Here is a 24882-nt window from a genome sequence, read left to right on the forward strand (position 1 = left end):
TCTCCTTTTTAACCTTTTTTCACACACTCATCGCCAGTAGCTATTTTGTAGCATTCAAACTTTTACTATTTTTGCTGCCATTAATGAAAGCATTAGTATACATCGTCACTACGTGCTTGCTCCTCTTTTGGGGGCATGGGGAGACTTTCGCATTCCCGCACGATAGCGGGACCGCACACTTCTCTGTCCCGTATACTAAAACTCAACACTCTTCCTATACTCACCACCTATCCAAAAAGAATGTATCTTCCGAATTAGAGAAAGATTTAACATCCATTGAAAGCGAAGACACCGATATCGCTTTTAATAGAAAATATACTCTGCTTCCTAGCTATTATTTAGTTCTTTCCTATACACTACTTTACAATCAAGCGTACAATGAGACCACACAACTTCCATCCTGCAGTTTCAATCTCACCTATCACGCACCCGACAAATACATCCTCCAACATGCTTTGAGGATTTGATTCCAATTAAACGACCTTCCTCAGCTTTCATGTAGTCTCGCAGCACTAGATACCAACCGTTTTTAGTATTGCCGCAGTATATTATTTTTTTGCTGTAGAAGCCCCTTTTATTCAGAACTCGCTTCCCGATTTCTATTCTCCATTTTGCTCATTATCAAAATAACAGCACATCGTGAACCTGCTCTTTGATTCTATCAGAAGTCAAACATTTGTCAACCACGCACGTGCCCTCATAATACATCCATACAATGAAAATAATTGTCCTATCTATAATTGCTTGCACACTTATGCTACAATTTGCTTGCAGTCCTAAGAAAGAAGAAAAACAAGAAATCGCCAGATATGCGATTACCAGCCCCTTAATAATGGACACCACCTTTACCAAGGAGTACGTTTCTCAAATAAAGTCCTTTCAAAACATTGAAATCAGAGCCCAGGAAAAGGGCTTTCTGCAGCAGATATACGTAGACGAAGGACAATTCGTAAAGGCTGGTCAACTTCTGTTTCGGATTATGCCTAAAATATACGAAGCCGAATATCAAAAGGCCGAAGCCGAAGCCAAAGTCGCCGAAATTGAACTGCAGAACACTCGATCCCTTGTTGATAAGGATATCGTATCCAAGAATGAGCAGGCTCTGGCACAAGCAAGGCTAGATCATGCCAACGCCGAGAAAGCTCTAGCTAAGCTACACCTTTCTTTCACCGAGATAAGAGCACCTTTTAACGGCACCATAGACCGCATACCCAAAAAATTAGGAAGCCTGATAGACGAAGGGGAGCTCCTGACCAATTTGTCTGACAATCGACAAGTATTTGCCTATTTCAATGTTTCAGAACCCGAATATCTAGACTATCAAACCAATACTAAAAATAGAGGAAGCAATACTGTCAATCTATTATTAGCGAACAATCAGCTCCTTCCCAATAAAGGTCTTATCGAGACAATAGAAAGCGAGTTCGATAGCGAGACAGGCAATATTGCCTTTCGTGCAAAGTTTCCCAATCCAGATAAATTACTACGAAACGGAGAAACAGGTAAAGTACTTATGACATTGCCCCTCACAAATGCTTTGGTCATTCCTCAGAAAGCAACTTATGAAACCCAAGATCAAAAATATGTGTTCATCATCGATAAAGAAGGTGTGGCAAGGTCCAAAAACATCCAAGTTGCCTATGAACTTCCAGACCTATATGTCATAAGTGCAGGTCTCTCTCAGGGGGATAAGATCCTCTTAGAAGGTGTTCAAAAGGTAAAGGACGATCAAAAAATTCAAACCAAGTTTGAAGATCCTGCAAAAGTTCTTCTATCCCTCAAATTAAACGCAGAGTAAGGCACCTAAAAAAGGAAAAATTATGTTTAAGAAATTCATTCGTCGACCGGTCCTCTCTATTGTAATCTCATTGATTATCATATTTGTAGGGCTTTTATCACTGGCCAAACTGCCAGTAACACAATTTCCCTCCATTTCACCCCCCAAAGTAAACATTACGGCTGCTTATCCAGGGGCAAACAACGAGTTATTGATTAAATCTGTGGTCATACCATTAGAAAGAGGCCTAAATGGGATTCCTGGGATGAAATACATGACCTCCGACGCTGGAAATGATGGAGAGGCATCCATTCAGATTGTATTTGACTTGGGGACAGATCCCAACGTCGCTGCAGTAAATGTTCAAAACCGAGTCTCATCTGTTGTCAACAAATTACCTCCGCTAGTGGTTCGCGAAGGCGTTAAAATCACACGAGAAGAACCCAACATGCTCATGTATATCAACTTATACAGCGACGACCCAAAAGCCGATCAAAAATTCCTCTTTAACTATGCCGACATCAACGTCATGTCCGAATTGAGACGGGTTAGTGGTGTTGGTTTTGCTGAAATATTAGGCACTCGTGAATATGCCATGCGCATCTGGTTGAAGCCAGATAGGCTAACTGCTTATAATATTTCTGCTGATGAAATCATGGAAGCTTTAAGTCAGCAAAGTTTAGAAGCTTCACCCGGTAAAACAGGAGAAAGCTCTGGTAAACGATCCCAATCTTTTGAATATATCTTGAAATATCCCGGCCGTTTTAACAATGAAAAAGACTATGGAAATATCATTCTCAAAGCCAAGTCAGGTGGTGAGTTTGTCAGATTAAAAGATGTTGCTGATATTGAATTTGGTTCGTCAATGTATGATATATACTCCACACTAAATGGGAAACCATCCGCAGCAATTACCGTAAAACAGTCTTATGGTTCAAATGCCAGTGAAGTAATCAAAAATGTGAAAACATTGATGGCCGATCTTCAGAAGAACAATCTACCTAAGGGGATGCACTACGACATCAGTTATGATGTTTCTCGTTTTTTGGACGCTTCCATAGAAAAAGTTGTCCACACCCTATTCGAAGCCTTTATATTAGTTGCCATTGTTGTATTTATGTTTCTCGGTGACTGGCGCTCCACAATTATCCCTGCCTTAGCCGTTCCCGTCTCACTAGTTGGCACATTTGCGATTATGTCAGCCTTTGGCATTACCCTCAACATGATTTCCCTTTTTGCCCTCGTAATGGCAATTGGAGTAGTCGTTGATGATGCAATCGTCGTCATCGAGGCTGTGCATGCCAAAATGGAAGAGAAAAATCTATCCCCTCTAAAGGCCACAGAAGAAGCTATGCATGAGATTAGTGGTGCCATTATCGCCATTACGTTGGTCATGGCCTCTGTATTTATCCCCGTCGCCTTTATGTCGGGCCCCGTTGGAGTCTTCTACCGACAATTTTCTATAACCATGGCCTCAGCTATAATCCTATCTGGTGTAGCCGCATTAACCTTGACACCCGCACTCTGTGCCCTGATTCTGAAAAACAATCATGGAAAACCCAGAAAGAAAAGTCTCATTACCCTCCTTTTAGATAAATTCAATAATTTATTTACAAAGGGAGCACGACGGTACGAGGCTCTTTTAAATAAAACCGTTACCAAAAAAGCTATTACTTTACCCTTACTACTAGCATTTTGCGTCTGTACATTTTTGCTAAGCAACACCCTTCCTTCGGGATTTATTCCTGGAGAAGACCAAGGCATGATTTACGCCATTATCCAGACTCCGCCTGGCTCTACTTTGGAAAGGACCAATCAAATCGCGAAAGAACTTTTAAGAGAATCGGAGGACATCGAAGGTGTACAGTCCGTTTCCTCATTGGCAGGTTATGAAATTCTGACAGAAGGAACCGGTTCCAATTCTGGGACCTGCCTCATTAATCTCAAAAGTTGGGAAGAACGCAAAGAGTCTGCTGCACAGATTATTGAAGAGTTGGAAGAAAAAGCAAAAAATATACCGGGAGCCAATATTGAGTTTTTTCAACCACCCTCCATTCCCGGTTACGGTGCCGCAGGTGGTTTTGAACTTCGCTTGCTAGACAAAGCCGGAAGTGGAGACTATCAGAAAATGGAGCACGTAAGCACTGATTTTGTAAGAGAGCTAAAAAAACGTCCTGAATTGGGATCCGCTTTCACCTTTTATTCTGCAAGTTTCCCACAATATATGTTGAGGATTGACAATGATCTTGCCGAACAAAAAGGAATCACCATAGAAAAAGCAATGGACAATCTTTCGACACTAATCGGCTCTAATTACGAGACCAGCTTTATTCGTTTCGACAGGCCATACAAAGTTATTGTTCAGGCCAGCCCACAATACCGAGCCCTTCCCACAGATCTATTGAAGTTATATGTTAAGAACGATAAAGATCAGATGGTACCATATGCCGCCTTTATGCGATTAGAAAAGGTATATGGCCTGTCCGAGATCACTCGCCACAATATGTATAACTCCGCCGAGGTCAGTGGATCCCCAGCCCCAGCATACAGTAGTGGACAGGCTATTAAAGCCATCCAAGAAGTCGCAGACAAAAAGTTACCCCGGGGGTTTGGTATCGATTGGGCTGGAATCTCGAAAGACGAAGTAAGCCGAGGCAATGAAGCTATTTATATATTTCTGATTTGCTTAGGATTTGTATACTTGATTCTCTCTGCACAATATGAAAGTTTCATTCTTCCACTCCCCGTTATCCTTTCCTTACCTACAGGTATATTTGGAGCATTTCTCTGTCTCAAGTTACTCGGACTAGAAAACAATATTTATGCGCAAGTTGCGATGGTTATGTTGATTGGACTACTGGGTAAAAATGCGGTATTAATAGTAGAATTCGCTGTACAGAAAAAAGCAGAAGAAGGTATTTCCGTCCTAAAAGCCGCTATTGAAGGTGCCACTATTCGCTTCCGTCCGATCTTGATGACATCGTTTGCATTCATTGCCGGATTGATTCCTTTGGTACTAGCCACCGGTCCTGGCGCGCTGGGCAACCGGACTATCGGAACTGCCGCCGCCGGAGGCATGTTTATCGGAACGATTTTCGGGTTGATGATTATTCCAGGACTATATTACATTTTCGGAACCCTTGCTGAAAAGTCCAGATTGGCAAAATATGAAGAAGAAAATCCATTAACAGAAAAAACTGAACCCTATGAACACGATGGAAAATTTGAAGACTAAGCGCTTAATTCCAGCAATTGCGCTATCGATTGCCTTAGTGGGATGCAGTGCTCCCAAAGCCACTGTCATAAGAGACCAGATAAAAGAAAATATCCCTCAAAATTTTCAACCTTCCACACCCCAAGACACCAGCCACAATAGTGGCGCAACCCCTTGGAGGCAATTTTTCACCGACCCCAATTTGGTAAGTCTTATCGAGACGGCCATAACAAACAATCAAGAATTGTTAATTACACTTCAGCAGATAGAAATTGCCAAAAGCAATGTCGGCTATAAAAAAGGAAAACTAAGTCCTTTCGTTGCAGCCAAACTTGGTACTAGCTTAACTAAAGCAGGTCGATATACCAGTGAAGGCGCAGGTGATGCCACGACCGAGATTGAGCCAGGAAAAGAAATACCCGACCCCCTTGGGAATTTTGAGGGTGGCTTAATGGCCAATTGGGAAATTGATATTTGGAAAAAACTCCGAACAGAAAAGGCAGCAGCGGTAGCACACTACCTTTCAACAGTTGAAGGCAAAAACTTTGTTCTTTCCAATTTAATTGAAGAAGTCGCTAACAATTATTATGAATTATTAGCCTTAGACAATCAGTTGGATATCCTACGGCAATATATCGGTCTACAACAAAAAGCGCTGGACATTTCTCGAATTCAAAAACAGGCAGCCGCGACAACAGAGTTAGCCGTGAAAAAATTTGAGGCCGAACTCGCCAAATCCAAAGCAACCGAATATACTATTCACCAGCAGATCACCGAAAAAGAAAACCAAATCAATACGCTCCTTGGGCGCTATCCCCAAGAAATCGTAAGAACAAAGGATAGCTTTATGTCCACCATACCACCCCCTGTATATACCGGAATTCCATCACAGCTTCTCGCCAACAGACCCGATATCAAACAGGCGGAATGGGAACTAAAATCTGCAAAACTCGATGTAGAAGCTGCTCGGAAGGAATTCTATCCTTCACTCGAAATCTCAGCGACACTCGGGTTAGAGGCCTTTAAGCCATCTTATTTAGTAAAAATGCCTGAATCTATAGCTGCCGGTCTAGTGGGTGAGTTGGCCGGTCCATTGATTAATAAAAGTGCAATAAAAGCCAACTTTCAATCGGCGGATGCCCGGCAGATACAGGCTTTATATGAATATGACAAGACAATCTTGAATGCCTATCTCGATATTGCCAACCTCATGTCAAAAGTCAAAAACATCGCACAATATTATCAGTTGAAATCAGAAGAAACACTAGCTTTAGATCAATCCATTGACATCGCCAATCAATTATTTTCAAACGCTAGGGCGGACTATCTCGAAGTTTTGCTTAACCAAAGAGATGCTTTAGACGCGAAACTGGAATTAATAGAGGCAAAGCAAAAGCAATTAAGCACCGTCGTTGATATCTATAAAGGCTTAGGAGGAGGCTGGAAGTAACAGCTTGCAATCCCTTCGAAATCGTCACGGTATTTCTGAAACTAAGCTCCGAAATATCGTGATGATTTTCTAGATTATTTCCAGTGTCACCCCCGTCCCTGACAACCTATTTCAACTAGAGCACTTATTTATAAATTTCCTCTTATTCACCTTCCTTTAGGAATAAAGCAACCCAAATACTATCCCTGCAAAAATAAAGCTGTCATAGCGATCCAATATTCCACCGTGTTCAGGAATAAGCTTACTATAATCTTTTATCAAACACATCCGCTTATACCAAGAAGCCAATATATCCCCAACAAAAGCACTCGCGCAAATCACCAATGGCGATACCCAAATCGCGTTTCCAGAAATCTCCAACCACCGTGTCATATATATACCGGTAGCGCTTCCCATCACGGTTCCTCCGATTACACCCGCGATTGTCTTATTCGGACTGATATTTGGTAGAATTTTCCGCTTACCGAAAAGCTGCCCGGTCAATTGTGCAAACCCATCAAAGGTAAAGACAATCATATACACATATAGTATAAATACCGACGACATCTTAACGGAAAATCCATAGAAGAAAAAGGATAAAACGAGGAAAAAAATGATAGAAACCCCCAGAAATACTCCCCCTCGCTTTGAAGACCGCCAACCTTTACAAATTTCATACGTCCCTATAAACAATAAACCTATCGCTAGATTCTGCATATAACCCTTATATATACACCAAATTGTTCCTGCCACAATTATGAGATAGAAAAGATACTTTATCCAGCGCCCTTTAGCTTTATCAATATCTTCATTCATATTCAAAATAGCCAAAGCAATTGCTCCTACCGCGAAAAATGTAATTACGATATACAATGACGACCAGAGCATACTTACTTAGTTCTACTACGTAAGACAAAGAAAATGCTCCTTAGATTGGAGTTAAGACTCGGCAATAAAATAACCAACATTAATTCCTCTATATACGCAAAACAGCTGATAACGAGCATAAAATAGAAATAACCCTCGTGAAACTCGAATACAAAAAAGGTAAAAATAAAGATGCCCTGCACATAACCCGTTACCTTATAGGACCACAAATGAAAACTTGGAAACCGTCCAAAACGAATCACGGATAATAGTTGTGGAAGCATCCACATGACCATCAATATCGCAAACTCAGCACGATACTCCATCACGAATGCCCGCTCCAGCATAACCATTCCCATAAATGCCATTACATAGGTTCCGATGTCTGCCAGTGAATCCAACTTCGCTCCCAATTCCGTTTCTAGATGAAACACTCTAGCAATCAGACCATCCAATATATCGGTTATCAAATTAATCGACAACAATATAATAAACAGCGAATTATTCCCAACCACGATTGCTTGTACGATAAAAGGTACCGCCAAGAGACGGTATGCTGATAGTACATTCGGTACGTTCCACAATTTTTCTTTCTTTGATTCCATCGTTAAACTATTTTTTTCTGCCGAATTTCTGATGTGCCTGCGCAAATTGACCAGTAGATAATGCCGCCGCAATAGAAAGCTCTCCTGCCAACACGAGAGCTGCGCATATTTCAGCAAATTTTCGCGCTTTACCAGCTCCATAGCACGCTATCATTTCTAAACATTCACGTTGAGTGGGAAGGTCCGTTCCACCACCTACAGTACCCACTATCAAATTTGGCAAAGTAACACTTGCATATAAGGAACCGTCCGTATTGCTCTCCATACGCGTGATACCCGTCGCTGCTTCCGCCACACAAGCGACATCCTGACCTGTGGCCAAAAATAAAGCTGTAAGTCCATTCGCATAATGCCCATGAGCCCCAATAGCTCCACTTTGGATAATCCCCATTGTAGACGAACGCCAGTACTCAGCCATGAGCTCAGGGGTCGCTTTCAGCACATCTTGAACGATTTCTTTGGACAATACGATTTCAGCAGTAACTTTCTTTCCACGAACGTTGCCAAACGACATTGCTGTAGCCTTTTTGTCGCCAGAGTGATTCCCTTCTATAAACCAAAACTTAGGTTTTGTAGGACAGCACTCAACGATATATTGACAAATAGCATCCGTGCATATAGTGACCATGTTCTGCCCCGCAGCATCTCCTGTATGATATTCGAAGATAACAAGGAGATGATTGCCTTCGATCTGTATCTTGGTATCCACCAACTTGGCGAATCGGCTTGTTCGCCCCACAATCTCATCAAACTTCTCAGACTGGGGAAGTAGCCAAGAGACAAATAAACCTAAGTCAGCAATACTCTCAAATTTGAAAATTGGACTCCGCTGTACACCTTCTGTCAGACAGACGGAGGTCACACCACCAGCAGTGAAGCAGGCTCGAGCCCCCCGATGATAGGAAGCCACCAATGCTCCCTCGCTTGTAGCCAACGGAACATAGAAATCTCCGCTTCCAAATGAACCTATTACCCTCAACGGTCCAATCACACCAGTTGGAACGCGACACATACCAATATAGTTTTCTATATTTCCATGAAGATCATCCAACGTATAGAAACCTTTATTATTAACTAAATAAGGGAATTGCTTCCCGGTTTTATTTTCTAAAAAGGACGTGCGCGCTTGAATACTTTCGGTATTTAAACTTCCAGAGATCGGTATTAGATTCTGCTCATCTAACATAGCCGGTTTACGATCATGTATATTCATGACAATCTGTTCCAATTTTAATGCAATATTCAGGGTATGCAAGGCTGTGCTTGCCCTTGTAATAGACGAGGCCATTTTGTATGGTTTTTGTTTAAACAAATCTATTGCGATTCTTGCATGATCATTTGCAACAAACAATAATGTTATTTTATATTTTTGTGAAAATCACAAACTCAGCCATGCATCAGGAAAAACTAATCAGTCTCATTCAAAAGGTTATTGGCAAGCATCAATCACTCATTGGGGAAGTCTCCAATGCACTGGACATCAGCTATGATGCAGCCCATCGAAGGGTTTCAATGAAAAGTAAATTTTCCATAGAAGAAGCTGTCCAACTAGCGGACCACTTCGGCTTTTCTATGGATAGTGCTTTTCAAAGGAAAGAACACATCATTGTCAAAAGAACCAAGGAAATCCAAACATTTAATGACCTAACCGACTACTTGGAAAGCTCTTTAAAATCTCTTTCTGAATACCCTCCTAACACGGATACCTCCCTGTACTACTCCGCCAAGGACATCCCTCTCTTTTATACTATAAATACCGAATTCCTCTCAACTTTCAAACGCTACGTTTGGCTAAACTTACTCCACCCAGAAGGTTTGGATACAAGCTTTGAGAAGTATCTGACCCATACTCCAATTGTCAGTCTCGGACAAAAACTCGAAAATTTTTATACATCTACCAGGACACATGAGATATGGAACGACACGACGATAAACAGCACCTTACAGCAAATCATGTATTTTTACCACGCAGGTCTACTAACTGCCGAAAACGGGAAAATGCTTTGTGAAAGTTTAAAGGAACTAGTGTTTTCATTAGAAAAAAAGTGTACTCCCCAGAATGAGCAGTACAGGTTGTATTACCACGATTTACTCATCTTAAATAATAATGTGCTCATACAAGATGCTCATCGCAAATCCTTATTTGTCCCGTACACCATGCTGGGATACTTCATTACCACTGACACCGACACATGTAAGCACGTCGCCAATTTCTTTCAACATCAACTAAAAAACTCCAAACTCTTAAATACGGCTGGCACCCGCGATAAAAAAATGTTTTTCAATAGAGCATATCAAAAAATAGATATGTACAAAAATCAGATTATCTCGCTCTACGATATCGGATAGTCAATGTCGACCGAGCCGTGAGGCCTGATGTCGTACAATCGATAGGGGGATAAATTAAATTGCAATAAAATAGGGCTTTCATGATTCCTTTGGATTACCAACAGACATGACCGTTCTTGATGTCCATTGAATACGGATATTTTCAGAAAAAAAGCGACATCAAATTGGATATCGCTTTTAGTAGCCCCGAGCAGAATCGAACTGCTATCTAATGTTTAGGAAACATCTATTCTATCCGTTGAACTACGGGGCCATTATATCGGAAGCAAATGTAATGTTTAGATTCATCTTGTACAAGCCCAATTTAGAAATATACCCAACTCTTGCTATAGTAAAAATCTATATCAACACCTGAGGATGTATAGATTTCAACAATAGCTTATTGACATTTGCAATACTATTGTCTTGTTATAAATCGTATCTTTGTAACACAGAAAAAAAGTAAAATATATAATAAGAACTATGAGCTTTACAGGTAAAAATTTTCCAAGTATTGCAGTTGATGCAATCGATTCATTAGGCGACAACTTAAGCATTAACATTTTTGAAAAAGCAACTCAAGAAGGTAAGAAAGTGTTATTATTTTGGTATCCAAAAGACTTTACTTTTGTATGCCCAACAGAGCTTCATGCTTTTCAAGAAGCATTACCTGAGTTTGAAAAACGTAACACCATCCTTATTGGAGCTTCTTGCGATTCAAATGAAGTTCACTTTGCTTGGTTGAATACAGCAAAAGACAATGGCGGTATTGAAGGTGTTACATATCCCATCTTAGCGGATACCAACCGTAATCTTTCGAGCATCTTGGGTATCTTAGATGTTAAAGAAGTAGAGCATCCTGAGTACGGAACCCTTGCTGAAGGTTCTGCCGTAACATTTCGTGCAACGTATCTTATCGATGAAACAGGTAAGGTATTCCACGAGTCCGTAAACGATATGCCTTTAGGCCGTAACGTTAAAGAATACATTCGTTTGATTGACGCATATGCACACGTACAGCAGCACGGCGAAGTATGTCCGGCAAACTGGGAAGAAGGTAAAGAAGCTATGAACGCGACACGTACTGGTGTAGCAGAATACTTGTCCAACCTTAATTAATCCCATCTCGCTTACCTAAAGCGTGTACAATACTAAAGTGGGGGAGTATCCGTATTCCCCTTACTTTTCAAACACTTAAAAACACAAAATCATGTTACAAGAATTAGAAAACGATACCCTACAAGAAATTGTGGACAATAACGATATTGTCATGGTACAATATTCCGCGTCATGGTGTGGTAACTGCCGTATCATGAAGCCAAAATTCAAAAAACTAGCTGGCGAGAATGAATCAGTTGCATTTGTAATCGTCGATGCAGAAAAAAACCCAGCTTCCAGGAAATTAGCAGATGTTAGTAATTTACCGACTTTCGCCGCCTTCAAAAATGGCAAATTGGTAAATCAAGTACAAACAAACAAATTTGATGGATTAATAGATTTATTCAATGAAACTACCAGTAATTAAACACCTGACAGAGTTTATCGAGCAGAATGATGCCGATTACGTGTTAGAGACAATTGAGACCCTCGAATCCCTTACCGAAATACCTTCCCTAAAAGATGAAGAACTGGACGTCATTGGTGAGTTAATCTCCAATATGTATGGCGCGATAGAAGTAGACAAATTGATAAAAGAAGGAACTCCAAAAAAAGAGGCTCTTAATCAGTTTATGAAACGTGTACTAGGATCGATCGATAAATAATTAATTTATATCCAACAATAAAATAGGGCTTTTAGCTGTCCTACACTATTTTCCACTTAATGTTTGTTTATAACTCCGTTTTTGTGGAAAATTTTATTTTTCAACAGCGTGCACCTTTAGAAATAAAAAATGCTACATTTACTATATAAAGGTTACTAAAACTTAAGACTGCAAGCTATTGATGTATGTTTAGAACTCATTATAGTCTCGCTAATGATCCGTTTTAAGTCAAAAAAGATTTTTTAATTGTTGTTAAAAGGGATTGGCATTCATGCCGATCCCTTTTGCTTTGTTGCCTCTCCAAATGGCCTTCAGAATTACCTAATAAATCAGGATTCGTCATGATATCGAGTGAATTAGCGAATTTTCTTGTGACATGTGAAGCCAATTCGTCAAGGTTTTTCTATCTTTAGTCGTTATGAATATCAAAACTATCTTCATTACCCTATGTGTCATCACTTTGGGTAAATCCATATACGCACAGCCTGCATCGCCAGCTCCCTCTTCCGAAATAAAACTTAAACTTCAAAAGTTAAATGTATTGGGGTCTGTACTCTACTTTGCAGCTCATCCTGATGATGAAAACACCCGTCTTATTGCTTGGTTGGCACAGGAGAAGAAATACCGTACAGGATATTTATCCCTTACTCGAGGCGATGGTGGTCAAAATCTTATTGGGACTGAAATAGGAAAGGAATTAGGCTTAATTCGCACACAAGAATTGCTCAGAGCACGTTCCATAGATAAGGGCGAACAATTCTTCAGCACTGCTTTCGATTTTGGATTTTCCAAGACCCATGAGGAGACATTCAATTTTTGGGAAAAAGAAGATGTGCTAAAAGACGCGGTATGGATTATTCGAAAATTTCAACCCGACGTCATCATTACTCGATTTCCTCCTGACGAAAGGGGGGGGCATGGACACCACCAAGCCTCAGCCATATTAGCGATAGAAGCATTCAAAATTGCAGGCGATCCCACTAAATACCCAGAGCAACTCGCTTACGTCCAACCTTGGCAACCCAAAAGATTACTCTGGAATACCTTTAACTTTGGTGGCCTCAAGACCACTGCAGATGACCAATTCAACATAGAAATAGGAGAGTACAATCCTTTGATCGGCAAATCTTATGGCGAAATAGCCTCTGAAAGCCGCTCATCACACAAAAGTCAAGGTTTTGGTGCTGCCAAACAGCGAGGCACCTCAAAAGAATATTTTGAGGTATTGGCAGGAGACAAGCCAACTACCGATTTATTGAGCGGAATTGAAACCTCTTGGAAAAGAACCTCCAACGGACTAGAAATCCAATCCCGAGTCGAAGATTTAATCCGTAAATTTGACATTGTCCATCCCGAGAAATCCATCCCTGGATTGACGAGTCTTCTCCGTGAGGTCGAAAAGATAGACAACCTGTACTGGAAACAACAGAAAACAAAAGAGATTAAGGAGCTCATCCTTGACTGTGCTGGCATTTGGATGGAAAGTTACGCCCCCCAATCTCAATACACACTAGGCTCATCCATCAATGTCAGCAATGATATTATTGTTAGAAGTCCCCAAACTACGGTAGAGCTAGTCCGTATTAATCATCAGAAGGTAGAGAAAACATTGCCCCACAATGAAATAATATCCCAAGGTCTCACACTCAATGCCGCACCAATTTCTCAGCCATATTGGCTGGAAACCGACGGTTCACTTGGTAAATTCGATGTTTCCGACCCTACACTGATTGGCAACCCACAAAATCCCAATATCCCCCAGACTGAATTTATCATTCGCATTGAGGGAGTGCAGATATCTTATACTAGACCTGTGCTCTATAAATATACCGATCCCGTCAGGGGCGAAATATACGAGCCACTGACAATTACGCCTCCAATTACCGTCAATATAGGGTCCAATGCCATTGTATCAAAAATAAATACCCCCCGGACTATTGAGCTGCAATTCAAATCACATCAAGAAAAGCCTCAAACAGGCAAAGTCGAGTTCCTAGTACCAAATAACTGGAGCATAAGTCCCCAAAGCATAGAAATAAATTTCGATACCCAACAAGAATTACTTCGTCAGGTTACACTTACACCGCTATCATCAGACACGAATCTCGACTCTCTAAAAATATTAATTGATGGAACACTCGCTCATTCTTATCAGGCCATCTCCTATGACCATATCCCACAGATTACTTGGTTTCCTCCTGCCAAATCTAGGTTGACCGGTATCGAAGCTACGATTCCTCAGCTCAAAATCGGCTATTTAGAAGGAGCTGGAGATCTCGTTTCATCAAGCTTGGCAAACATTGGACTACAGATAACACCCCTTAAAGAATCAGAAATACTAAGCGATCACCTTTCGACGTATGACGCTATTATCGTTGGCATTCGTGCATTCAATATCAATCCACGAATAGGCAACCTAATCCCTCACCTCTTTAAATATGTGGAGAATGGCGGCACATTAATCGAACAATATAATGTAAATAGTGGCCTCAAAACAAATCAACTCGGGCCTTATCCGTTTACCATTAGTCGCGATCGCGTGACCGACGAATTGGCGACCGTCACCTTAGACATCCACAACCCAATCCTCAATCACCCCAACAAAATAACAGCGAAAGATTTTGAAGGATGGGTGCAAGAACGCGGACTCTATTTCGCAGGTCAAATTGCTGAACAGTATGCCACCCCACTATCCATGCATGACAAAAATGAACAACCCAATAAAGGTTCACTTTTGGTTGTTAACAAAGGAAAAGGTAAATTTGTCTACACTTCCCTGTCTTTTTTTAGACAATTACCCGCAGGTGTGCCCGGAGCTTATAGATTATTTGTAAATTTGTTATCAAAACAACCGCAATAAAAAAATGGAAAACAATATCGAAAACACAGAAGAGAATACTTTGAATGTAAACAGTCTGATTATCCTTATCGGAACAATCTTTGGCGCATTGACAGTACTCGCTTGGAATGTATCCATATTGGGTGCTATCGGTGGTGCTATTGGAGGATTTATTTTTGCTATCTTCTTTATCAGCGTACTACTAAAACGCCCGCAGCATGATAGATAAGGGACTTCCTCCCTTCGTTCGTAGCTGGAGACAATTTTATATCCTTGTTGTCCTCTGGCTAGCGATTTTTATTATCATTCTTTACGGATTTACCGTTTACTTCTCATGAGTGGGTACGATTGGGCCGTACTCTTTGCTACTATTGCACTCATTATATGCTACGGCATCTATAAGAGCAAAGGCATCAAAAACATTGACGGTTACCTACTTGGTAACCGTTCCTTACCATGGTACAATGTCGGTCTATCCGTCATGGCGACTCAAGCAAGTGCCATCACCTTTCTTTCTGCCCCAGGATTAGCATACTCCTCAGGGATGAGTTTTGTTCAGTTCTACTTTGGCCTACCTTTGGCTATGATTGTACTCTGCATTACCTTTGTCCCTATATTTCATCGGCTACGGGTATTTACCGCATACGAATTTCTGGAAAAGCGATTTGATATCAAAACCCGTGCGCTCACCGCAATCCTATTCCTTATTCAAAGAGGAATTTCTACGGGAATTACCATATTCGCCCCCTCGATTATTCTTTCCACAATACTGCACATTGACGTCACCTATACGACATTATTCATTGGAAGTCTAGTCGTCCTTTATACCGTATATGGTGGCACGAAGGCTGTTTCTTACACACAGGTACTACAGATGAGCATTATCTTCGGTGGTCTCCTTGTCGCAGGAATCATGGTTGTCCATCTCCTTCCTCAGGAAGTGGGCCTTGTAGAAGCGTTGCATATTGCAGGAAAATCAGGCAAGACAAATGCGATAGACCTAACCTTCGACCTGGACAATCAATATACCCTTTGGACAGGTCTCATCGGTGGCTTTTTCTTACAGCTATCTTATTTCGGGACCGACCAAAGTCAAGTAGGTCGTTACCTCACCAGCTCCTCTATTCGCGACAGTCGGCAAGGACTCCTTATGAACGGTTTACTTAAGGTACCCATGCAATTTGCTATCCTACTTATTGGAGTGTTGGTCTTCGCATACTATCAATACAATACTCCCCCAATATTTTTCAACCAACAAGAAGTTGCCAAACTGAAGACTAGCAGTCACCATCATGAACTTCAAAAGCTTGAAAAGCAACATACTGCAGTATATCAAGAAAAACAGGCTGTATTAGACGAACTTGTACACGCGGTTAAAACCGATGATGATGCAGCAATAGCGCGCACCAGAGGCCGACTACAAGAAACTGACCGCAAGTCTCAGGAGGTGCGTCAGCAAGTCATTGATCTCATGAAAAAAAACGACTCCAATGCAGAGACCAACGACAATAACTATGTTTTTCTCAGCTTCGTCACCAGTACTTTCCCCAAAGGCTTGATTGGCCTATTGGTCGCAATTATATTCCTTGCCTCAATGGGCGCCACCTCAAGCGCTATCAACTCCTTAGCATCTACGACTATCGTCGATATATACAAACGCTTTGTCAATAAGAATGACTCAGACCGAGGATATCTAAATGCTTCTCGCGTGATCACTTTCATTTGGGGAATATTTACCATACTAATTGCCTTGTATGCTAGCCAACTCGGCAATCTACTCGAAGCCGTTAACATCCTAGGCTCACTCTTCTATGGAACCATTCTAGGTATATTTATTGTTGCTTTCTACGTAAAGAGAGTGGGGGGGATGGCCGTTTTTTGGGCTGCGGTCATCACAGAGGCTATCATTGTCATTATTTGGAACATGGACATCGTGGCTTTTCTTTGGCTCAACCTCATTGGTTGCGCACTTGTTGTCATCATCGGACTCATCTTACAACAATTCGTTTCTAATAACAAAGACAAACGATTTCCAATCCAGTCTTAATATTTTAGGTACAAATTATATAAGACACTTTTATCATACAACGTCAATTCCGGGCGCAAATCATTGATGATAAATTTTCTTTTGAATGCGACGATTGCCGCACCCAAATTCCGAGTGTCATAACCAATAATCTTCAAGGCATCAACGGCGTTAAAATCAGTTGGAGGTGTCATCAACATACGTTCATCGTACCAAATCCCGAATCCCCTTTCCGCCAATCGCTTCCAGGGAAACAGTGCACTCGGATCATTCTTACGCGTAGGTGCAATATCCGCATGTCCAATAAAATTAGCAGTAGGGATATCATAATTCGTCTTCAACGTGTCCAACAATGTCATTAGCGCATTGATTTGAATATCAGAAAACGGCTCCTTTCCGTTATTATCGAGCTCAATACCCAGTGATACCGAATTCATGTCCGTAATAGAACCCCACTTACTTACCCCCGCATGCCAACCCCTTAAATAATCATTCAGCAATTGATACACTTCCCCTTTCTTTCCAATCAGGTAATGTGCGCTTACTTTTGTGTGGTCTAATGTAAATGTTCGAAGCGTCTGTTTGATACTATCTTGGGCTGTGTGATGGATAACAATATAATTCGGCTTCCGGATGTCAAAATGTATTGCACCTACCCAATCTAGGTCCTTCCGCAGTCCTCGATTCTGCAAGCTCGTTACTTTATCTACGACAACAGGCTCTGGAATAAGACGCGCACTATCCTCAAGGACCTTAGGTTCGGGTAATGTTGTCGTCAGTGTAGACGCTATTTCTTTGACCTGTGCAGTATATTGCTTGTTCGTCTTCGAGTATTGATTGCTCTTACAGCAGACCATACCTAAACACGAGACGATGGCACCTATAAAAACATAGGAACTTCTATTCACTATTTCGGCAAATTAAATGTTAAGCCTAAAGCCAAAGACTCAGAAAATTGAATTTCTGCTTTTGTCTTACCTTTGGCGATGTCATCACTATCATACAACACAATACCATTCAAATTTACATTGACGACTCTCGAAACTTTAGCCGTTAACCATACATCCAAACGATGGCTAGGATCGGTAATCTTCTCATAGTTTGCAAATAGATTATAACGGCTTTTGAGATTGATATTTTTAGACAAATTCTTATCTAAATTAGCTGTAATCTGAAAAGCGAGGTCATTTTTAAAGGTATTACCCGCTTTAACACCAAACTTATCCGCTTGATCCTTTTCAATCGTTTGGCCTGGATATTTTTCAGCATATTGCTGAACGGTGAGTGGCTTTATACGATCGTCCAGAATAAAGGTTTGTCGCGCAGTACCTGTACCAAAACGTACCGACAAAGAATTGTCGGGCTTGTATTCCAAACCGAAAGACTCCGTCAAATACCCTGGTGCCATAAAAGCCGAAATTACCCCTGTAATACTATCTCTTCCTGAAACTTTGCTTGTACCATAACTATTACCAACATCAAATTGAGATTCAAATGTTAGTGATGTAAATAAAGACCAACTTTTTGATAGCTTATAGGCCAGTTTATTGTCCCAAAAAATACGGTCATTATTCTTCTTGGCCATCTGATCCTTGTTTTTCACCTTACCGTATTTCAAGTCAACTTCTGTTACGAAATTAAAATCATTTCTATTAAACTCTGACTTATGCCATGTATTTATTCCTAAGGCCAAAGAGTTGACCCCACCACCACTCCAACTATCGCTAAATGCCGCTTGATTAGCATTGATACCAAATCGGGTCCAATGCTTCCAATAATCCACCTCCAAAGAGAGTTTCGGAATCGGCACATCAATCGGCTTGATATTTAACTTCTGTTGCTTGTTGTTATTGGTGATAGAATCAGGCTTAGCTCTAAGTTCCTTCAGGTTCACCTGAGCGTCTGCCTTTTGAGCCAGAAAGCCCATAAATAGAAGAAAACCGTAGAATTTTATTTTCATAATAGCTGTTTTGTTAAATCAATTATTTATAGGGTTCTATATCTAATTTTATTTCCGGAAGCAAAGGTAAGCGTTTTAAAGCAGGATTAGATGTAAACTGTTCGTAACTTGATCGAATATATGCAGTCATCTGGTATTCCGATGCAGAAATAACGAAATAATAAGATGGTCTATATTGAACCATAAAGTCTTTTAAATACTCGTCCTGCAATCCTGTTATCTTACTAACCAGCGCTTGGGTAAATTTATAATCGATTATATTCTCCTTATGATCGTTCTCAATAATACGCGTCAATCGTTTTGCATTCTTTACTTCTCGACTAAACAGGCTATAAATAGCATTAATGCTAACCCCGGCTCCAGTAGGTCCTACTGAAAATACACTCCCTGGGTCTGCCAGTCGATATGCTTTGTTAAAGCTTTCCCGTTCCTCCTTAAAGACTTGCTCTGGAGTCTTACGTCCCATTACAGACACCTCGTCTAGATATATTGTCGCGCGTCTCAGATAAAAGAGTAATACTGGCCTATCGTCCATCGTAAGGGTGTCCGAATGAAACCCTTTCGAACTCGCGATCAGAACATCGCCCTTCTTAGCCCGTATACTGAATTCTCCTCTCGTGTTGTTATAAACCTCTTCTTCGCTATTTATATTGGTAATGTTTACCTTGGCAATACGTTGCTTTGTATCGCTATCAAAAACTATTCCTTCAACCTGCTTCTGCGCAAAAAGAGTTTCGTTTTTACCAACAAAAATTAACAGAAATAGGATATAAAGGCTTGATCTCACAACCGTAAAACTACATTTTCAGATGTTAATTTTGAAATATTTAACAACTTTTCACGATTACTGCCTATCTGGAGATGACGAGCAGTTGCCCTACAGATAAATCATCGGCAATTAAGCCATTAAGCTGCTTGATTTCTTCGATAGAGACATTATAGCGCTTACTGACGGCATAGAGGGTGTCTTTAAGCTGTACTTCATGTATCCGCATCGCTACAGGACTCTTGATTTTTTCTGATTGTACGGCTGGCTCCTGAACGATTTTCTCTTCAATAACATGGTCGACAACCTCCTCTCTTCTCTCTTTTTCGACAAAACTCTCCGCCCGGTCGTATTTATAAAGTTCGTATCGATCAATCATATCAATCAACAACTCAGCATAGCGTGGATTAGTAGCATAACCGGCAGATTTCAATCCCTTTGCCCAGCCTTTATAGTCGTCTTTATCAAGTGTAAAAAGCTTCTCATACCGCTTTCTCAACAAAAACTGTGAGTGGTCTTTAAACGATTGCTCTGGATTGTCATACACACGAAAACAATCATTTTCATGGTCATCAGGTCTGGTTACGCTCTTTCCGTTCCACACCCCACCACATTTTATACCAAAGTGATTATTAGCTTCTTTAGCCAAATAGCTATTTCCATTTCCAGATTCTAAAAGCGCTTGCGCCAATTTAATGCTTGCAGGAATTCCATACTGATTCATTTCAGAAATAGCAACCCCCTTGTACCGCTCAATATAAGTTAGGCCAGACATACTTGTCCCGCCTGTGCTTTTAGAGGCTCCAGAAGACGTCGTCTTACTGGTTTCTCCATTTTTGCCCACCAACACGGTGCTTCTCTTACTTGAACATGACGAAACGATAAGCATCACCACGACGGACAAATAGACGAGTTTATTCATTTTTAGATTGACAGCTAATATCTCTTATTGGGGTTTGATTGGAATCTACCTTAAATTACTTGATGTTCCCTGTGAAACTTCCTGTTCTGTACGGTTAGCTACCAAAGATTTGCTTGTGGCATTCGGTCGATCCAGATTATCCAATTCATACCTACGAATCATTGAAAGTACTTGGGTTTTCCAGCTTTTGCTGTGCGAATACCCCGACCTTGCGATTCCATTAATCCACGCTTGGTAATCCAAGGCATCGTACTTATCAAAAAGTTTCTGGGTAGCGCTTCTCCGTTTTAATAATCCAACGAAATCGTGGTAGGAGTCTAGGATAGAGGAATATCCTTTATAGGATGACCGAATGGCCTTACTATTGTTTTTGCCCTTTATCCCAAAATGGTTGTTGAGATGTTTGGCAACCTTGCTATTTCCATTGGCACTCTCGTGCATAGCAATCGCTAAGATTACTGAGGCAGGAACACCATGTTCACGGCTCAGCTGTTGTGCGATCTGCTTGTGCTCTTCGACGTATGAAGTCGGAGAAAATTTTTGAGCAAAAGTGTATGTTACACTAGCTAAACTCAAAAACAGCACAAGAAGATACTTTCTAATGTTTCTTTCTTGCATAATAAATCATTTAGTCCACAACTTACTTTTTGCGCAAAACAAAAAGTCCATCTCGAATAGGTAAGATTAATTTATCAACCCGTTGATCGCTTTTTAACTGTTCGTTCAACTCGAGAATTTGCTTCGTTTGATTGTCCGGATTCCCTTGCAGCACTTTTCCCTTCCATAAAACATTGTCGATCATAATAAGCCCTCCGGACGGAACTCGATCGACCAGTAAATCATAATATTGAAGATTTCTCTTCTTATCTGCATCAATAAATACCAAATCAAACTGTCCCGGTATGTTATCGATGACCTGTATTGCATCACCTATATGATAACGAATTCGATTGTCAAACAATGACTCTTTAAAATAACCTCGAACTCGTTCTTCCAATTCTGCATTAATATCAATTGTATGGATTTCTCCATCCGTTTGCAGCCCCTCTGCCAAACATAATGTTGCGTAGCCTGTGAAGGTACCAATCTCCAAAATGCGATTGGGTCTTGTCATCTTACTCAAAAAAGATAAAACCCTTCCTTGATAATGTCCCGACAACATGTGGGGCATCGTTTCTTTCAGATAGGTCTCCCGATTGATTCTTTTTAGTAACGCAGATTCTTCGTCACAAGTATGTTCTAAGTACGTATTTAACAGTTCTTCGGACTGATGCATGGATGCAAATGTAAGTAAGCCAATCCAAAATACAAAAACAAAAAATCACATAAAACTAAAAGTCAGGCATTTACATTATTTTGCTCGTCACAAAACATGTAAATACCTGACTTTCTAAATGAAGCAATAATTGCTGTATTTACGGGATTAAATCAAATTAGCCGTGATTAATCTTAAAAATTCAGACCTAGTCACATCATTCTGAAAAGCTCCAGTAAATGCAGACGTTGTCGTCACCGAATTTTGCTTTTGTACACCACGCATAGCCATACACATATGCTTACACTCCATCACAACAGCCACCCCCTTTGCTCCCAAAGTCTCTTGTATACAATCTCGGATTTCGTTTGTAAGACGCTCTTGTACCTGCAATCTTCGCGCAAAAATATCCACTACTCTTGGGATTTTACTGAGTCCGACGATATGGCCGTTTGGAATATAAGCGATATGGGCCTTTCCGAAGAATGGGAGCATGTGGTGCTCACATAAAGAGTAAACTTCTATATCCTTTACAACCACCATTTGGCTATAGTCCTCTTCAAACATAGCCGCTTGCAACACCGCTGCAGCATCCTGTTCATATCCTTGGGTTAAGAACTTCAACGCCTTAGCTACACGCTCAGGTGTTTTGAGTAGCCCCTCTCTTGTGGGGTCTTCACCCAACGCCTGAAGAATATCCGTGTAATGTGTTGATATCCTATCCACATGTACTTGGTTGTACTGATCTATCTTGGTGTATCCATCCATCTCTTCATGGTCCAAGCTTGAAGAATCATTCATGAGTAAACTATTAAAGATTTATTCGCCGAAGTATTCGACATAATTATTTTCTGTTTCTACTAATTTCACGCAATGCAACAGTACGTTTCGCTCTGCAAATAATGGCCTTAAGACGTCAAATATCGCTATGGCAATATATTCGGTTGAGGCTAGCTTACCTGCCATAAAATCAACATCCAAATTAACGTTGCGATGATCTAGTTTTTCTATGACATGTTGCAATATGACCCGCTTCATTTCTTTCAAGTCGATCAGAAATCCGGTTTCTGGATTCACCTCTCCTTTTACCGTTACAAAAAGCTCGTAATTATGCCCATGCCAGTTCGGATTACTGCATTTACCAAAAACATTTTCGTTCTCTTCCAACGACCAATCTGCCCGATAAAGTTTGTGAGCGGCACTGAAGCGCTCGCGCCGTGTAATAAAAATCATAATGCCACAAAGATAAGGCTTTGCGTTCAGAATTATGTAAATATTAGTATTATTGTGGTCTAGGAATGGTCTTATAATTATGCTAATGAAAATACTTATTGTCGCAGCAACATCGTTCGAAATACAACCCCTCTTAAACGCCCAAATCCTACCATATCCGATAGATACGTTGATCACTGGGGTCGGGATGACCCAAACGGCCTACACATTAGGAAAGCACTTGGCATTAAACTCCTATGACTTAATTATTAATCTAGGTATTGCAGGTTCTTTCGATCGTAATCTGAAAATAGGAGAGGTCGTTGAGGTAACCGAAGATCGATTTGCAGAGTTAGGCGCCGAAGATGGAGAGTCTTTCCTTTCGATAGAAGACCTCGGATTCGGAGTCTCAGTCTTTCGCCCTATTCCTTTTGACAACCCTCCTTTTTATCCCCCTCTTTTGAAAAAAGTAAATGCCATTACCGTCAACAAGGTGCACGGACATGAGCCCAACATTGCGAAATTAAAAAATCAACATCCCGATGTTGATTTGGAATCAATGGAAGGTGCAGCAGTATTCCTCGCTGCCAATGGGCAACAGATTCCTAGTATACAGATTCGCGCTATATCCAATTATGTTGAACAGCGCAATCGCGAAAGCTGGGACATCCCGTTAGCTATTAAGAATTTAAACACGGTCGTCCTGGAGTGGCTATCCCCTTTATAGATTCTACAATAACCGAACCCTTTGCTAGCTCATATTTTGGTAAAAAGGATCTCAAGTCATATAAATTTGACAGCTCAAACCTTCAAAATATCAATAAATAATAGTAGTTTTGCGTATTAGAATTTGACACTATTTACAACTGATGAGAGAAATACAATTCAGAGAAGCACTTCGCGAAGCCTTGAGCGAAGAAATGCGTAAAGACGAAAAAATATTTTTAATGGGCGAGGAAGTAGCTGAATACAACGGCGCCTATAAAGTAAGTCAAGGGATGCTTGACGAATTCGGACCAAAACGCGTTATCGATACACCCATTGCAGAGCTTGGTTTTGCTGGTATTGGTGTAGGATCAGCGATGAACGGTCTTAGACCCATTATTGAGTTCATGACCTTCAACTTTTCGTTGGTAGCAATTGATCAAATAATCAACGCAGCCGCTAAAATACACTCCATGAGTGGCGGTCAGTTTTCTTGTCCGATAGTATTCCGCGGCCCCACAGGTAACGCGGGACAACTAGGAGCACAGCACTCCCAAAATTTTGAGAACTGGTTTGCCAATACTCCTGGTCTGAAAGTCGTCGTTCCGTCCAATCCATACGACGCTAAAGGGCTATTGAAATCCGCCATCATTGATCCAGATCCAGTTATTTTCATGGAATCAGAGGTCATGTATGGTGATAAAGGTCATGTCCCGGAAGAAGAATATTATCTAGAAATCGGAAAAGCAAATGTGGTAAAAGAAGGTACAGACGTAACTGTTGTATCCTTTGGAAAAATGGTGCCACGTGTAGTCATTCCTGCGATTGAAGAGTTAGCAAAAGAAGGTGTAAGTGTAGAATTGATTGACTTACGTTCTGTACGTCCGATTGACTACGCAACCATCATTGAGTCTGTTAAAAAGACCAATCGCCTTGTAATCGTTGAAGAAGCTTGGCCATTAGCTTCCATCTCTTCTGAGATTACGTACAAAGTACAACGTGATGCTTTTGATTACTTAGATGCCCCTGTAACCCGTGTGACATCTGCAGATGTTCCACTTGCTTATGCTGCAACATTGGTTGAGGCCTCACTGCCAAGTATTACCAAAGTAGTTAAAGCCGTTAAAGAGGTCGCATACCTAAAAAAATAAGGAAAATTATAATACATTGGGAAAGCCCTTCAGCACATGAGGGGCTTTCTTTTTGACTACTTA

24 protein-coding genes and 1 tRNA gene are annotated in these 24882 nt (G+C 40.8%); 13 read left to right on the forward strand and 12 right to left on the reverse strand.

What is annotated here, in order from left to right; genetic code table 11:
• Window positions 1-83: 83 nt before the first annotated feature.
• The 4 genes from OQ289_RS21845 to OQ289_RS21860 all read left to right on the forward strand — a co-directional run bounded on the left by OQ289_RS21845 (window position 84) and on the right by OQ289_RS21860 (window position 6441).
• Window positions 84-467, forward strand: coding sequence for a hypothetical protein (locus tag OQ289_RS21845; protein WP_270088807.1), 384 nt, complete (start codon window positions 84-86; stop codon window positions 465-467).
• Between the two features lie 248 nt (window positions 468-715).
• Complete coding sequence (locus OQ289_RS21850) at window positions 716-1798, forward strand: efflux RND transporter periplasmic adaptor subunit (RefSeq protein WP_270088808.1); 1083 nt, start codon at window positions 716-718, stop codon at window positions 1796-1798.
• Between the two features lie 22 nt (window positions 1799-1820).
• On the forward strand, window positions 1821-5012 hold the full coding sequence (locus OQ289_RS21855) for an efflux RND transporter permease subunit (RefSeq protein WP_270088809.1): 3192 nt from the start codon (window positions 1821-1823) through the stop codon (window positions 5010-5012).
• Window positions 4984-6441, forward strand: a complete 1458-nt coding sequence (locus tag OQ289_RS21860; protein WP_270088810.1) for a TolC family protein — start codon at window positions 4984-4986, stop codon at window positions 6439-6441. Before OQ289_RS21855 ends, OQ289_RS21860 begins: the two co-directional genes overlap by 29 nt.
• Window positions 6442-6597: 156 nt before the next feature.
• Here the strand turns inward: OQ289_RS21860 and OQ289_RS21865 are convergent, their stop codons facing one another.
• From OQ289_RS21865 to OQ289_RS21875, 3 genes are read right to left on the reverse strand one after another with little or no spacing between them, the layout of a single operon-like run.
• Window positions 6598-7308, reverse strand: a complete 711-nt coding sequence (locus OQ289_RS21865; RefSeq protein WP_270088811.1) for a phosphatidate cytidylyltransferase — start codon at window positions 7306-7308, stop codon at window positions 6598-6600.
• A gap of 2 nt (window positions 7309-7310) precedes the next feature.
• Window positions 7311-7892, reverse strand: a complete 582-nt coding sequence (locus OQ289_RS21870; protein WP_270088812.1) for a CDP-alcohol phosphatidyltransferase family protein — start codon at window positions 7890-7892, stop codon at window positions 7311-7313.
• A gap of 7 nt (window positions 7893-7899) precedes the next feature.
• Window positions 7900-9180 (reverse strand): hydroxymethylglutaryl-CoA reductase, encoded by a 1281-nt coding sequence (locus tag OQ289_RS21875; protein ID WP_270088813.1) that lies wholly within the window; start codon window positions 9178-9180, stop codon window positions 7900-7902.
• A gap of 83 nt (window positions 9181-9263) precedes the next feature.
• On the opposite strand from OQ289_RS21875, the gene OQ289_RS21880 reads away from it, so the two are divergent.
• Window positions 9264-10241, forward strand: coding sequence for a hypothetical protein (locus OQ289_RS21880; protein WP_270088814.1), 978 nt, complete (start codon window positions 9264-9266; stop codon window positions 10239-10241).
• 181 nt (window positions 10242-10422) lie between these two features.
• Here the strand turns inward: OQ289_RS21880 and OQ289_RS21885 are convergent.
• A tRNA-Arg gene (locus OQ289_RS21885) sits at window positions 10423-10494 on the reverse strand.
• Between the two features lie 209 nt (window positions 10495-10703).
• Here OQ289_RS21885 and OQ289_RS21890 point away from each other — a divergent pair.
• From OQ289_RS21890 to OQ289_RS21915, 6 genes are all read left to right on the forward strand, one after another.
• Entirely contained in the window at window positions 10704-11339 is a 636-nt protein-coding gene (locus tag OQ289_RS21890) for a peroxiredoxin (RefSeq protein ID WP_033563879.1), read from the forward strand.
• A 91-nt stretch (window positions 11340-11430) separates the two neighbouring features.
• Window positions 11431-11745 (forward strand): thioredoxin family protein, encoded by a 315-nt coding sequence (locus OQ289_RS21895; protein WP_033563878.1) that lies wholly within the window; start codon window positions 11431-11433, stop codon window positions 11743-11745.
• Window positions 11726-11983 (forward strand): DUF6952 family protein, encoded by a 258-nt coding sequence (locus OQ289_RS21900; RefSeq protein WP_033563877.1) that lies wholly within the window; start codon window positions 11726-11728, stop codon window positions 11981-11983. Before OQ289_RS21895 ends, OQ289_RS21900 begins: the two co-directional genes overlap by 20 nt.
• A gap of 418 nt (window positions 11984-12401) precedes the next feature.
• On the forward strand, window positions 12402-14843 hold the full coding sequence (locus OQ289_RS21905) for a PIG-L family deacetylase (protein WP_270088815.1): 2442 nt from the start codon (window positions 12402-12404) through the stop codon (window positions 14841-14843).
• Window positions 14844-14847: 4 nt separating this feature from the next.
• Window positions 14848-15051 carry a hypothetical protein gene (locus OQ289_RS21910; RefSeq protein ID WP_033563875.1) on the forward strand — a complete coding sequence of 68 codons (204 nt, stop codon included), beginning with the start codon at window positions 14848-14850 and terminating at the stop codon, window positions 15049-15051.
• A gap of 105 nt (window positions 15052-15156) precedes the next feature.
• The gene (locus OQ289_RS21915; RefSeq protein ID WP_270088816.1) at window positions 15157-16869 is read left to right on the forward strand and encodes a sodium:solute symporter; all 1713 of its coding nucleotides are present in this window, start codon (window positions 15157-15159) and stop codon (window positions 16867-16869) included.
• Here OQ289_RS21915 and OQ289_RS21920 read toward each other — a convergent pair.
• The 8 genes from OQ289_RS21920 to OQ289_RS21955 form a co-directional block, all read right to left on the reverse strand.
• Entirely contained in the window at window positions 16866-17705 is an 840-nt protein-coding gene (locus OQ289_RS21920; RefSeq protein WP_443020445.1) for an N-acetylmuramoyl-L-alanine amidase, read from the reverse strand. The two genes, OQ289_RS21915 and OQ289_RS21920, sit on opposite strands and share 4 nt — an antisense overlap.
• 50 nt (window positions 17706-17755) lie before the next feature.
• Window positions 17756-18808 carry a DUF3078 domain-containing protein gene (locus OQ289_RS21925; protein WP_270088818.1) on the reverse strand — a complete coding sequence of 351 codons (1053 nt, stop codon included), beginning with the start codon at window positions 18806-18808 and terminating at the stop codon, window positions 17756-17758.
• Window positions 18809-18830: 22 nt separating this feature from the next.
• Window positions 18831-19595 carry a hypothetical protein gene (locus OQ289_RS21930; protein WP_270088819.1) on the reverse strand — a complete coding sequence of 255 codons (765 nt, stop codon included), beginning with the start codon at window positions 19593-19595 and terminating at the stop codon, window positions 18831-18833.
• A gap of 64 nt (window positions 19596-19659) precedes the next feature.
• On the reverse strand, window positions 19660-20496 hold the full coding sequence (locus OQ289_RS21935) for a glucosaminidase domain-containing protein (protein ID WP_270088820.1): 837 nt from the start codon (window positions 20494-20496) through the stop codon (window positions 19660-19662).
• Between the two features lie 45 nt (window positions 20497-20541).
• Complete coding sequence (locus tag OQ289_RS21940) at window positions 20542-21114, reverse strand: glucosaminidase domain-containing protein (protein ID WP_270088821.1); 573 nt, start codon at window positions 21112-21114, stop codon at window positions 20542-20544.
• Between the two features lie 22 nt (window positions 21115-21136).
• Window positions 21137-21772: an O-methyltransferase gene (locus tag OQ289_RS21945; protein ID WP_033563868.1), complete on the reverse strand. Its 636-nt coding sequence runs from the start codon at window positions 21770-21772 to the stop codon at window positions 21137-21139.
• Window positions 21773-21919: 147 nt separating this feature from the next.
• Window positions 21920-22552, reverse strand: coding sequence for a GTP cyclohydrolase I FolE (gene folE / locus OQ289_RS21950; protein ID WP_270088822.1), 633 nt, complete (start codon window positions 22550-22552; stop codon window positions 21920-21922).
• Window positions 22553-22570: 18 nt separating this feature from the next.
• Entirely contained in the window at window positions 22571-22984 is a 414-nt protein-coding gene (locus tag OQ289_RS21955; RefSeq protein ID WP_270088823.1) for a 6-pyruvoyl trahydropterin synthase family protein, read from the reverse strand.
• 85 nt (window positions 22985-23069) lie between these two features.
• Here OQ289_RS21955 and mqnB point away from each other — a divergent pair, with 85 nt between their 5' ends.
• Together mqnB and OQ289_RS21965 are read left to right on the forward strand one after the other, a co-directional pair.
• Window positions 23070-23690 carry a futalosine hydrolase gene (gene mqnB / locus OQ289_RS21960; RefSeq protein WP_270088824.1) on the forward strand — a complete coding sequence of 207 codons (621 nt, stop codon included), beginning with the start codon at window positions 23070-23072 and terminating at the stop codon, window positions 23688-23690.
• Between the two features lie 142 nt (window positions 23691-23832).
• Window positions 23833-24819: a pyruvate dehydrogenase complex E1 component subunit beta gene (locus OQ289_RS21965; protein ID WP_033563864.1), complete on the forward strand. Its 987-nt coding sequence runs from the start codon at window positions 23833-23835 to the stop codon at window positions 24817-24819.
• The last annotated feature ends 63 nt before the right edge of the window (window positions 24820-24882 follow it).

The organism is Sphingobacterium sp. SYP-B4668 (assembly GCF_027627455.1).
Lineage (GTDB): Bacteria > Bacteroidota > Bacteroidia > Sphingobacteriales > Sphingobacteriaceae > Sphingobacterium.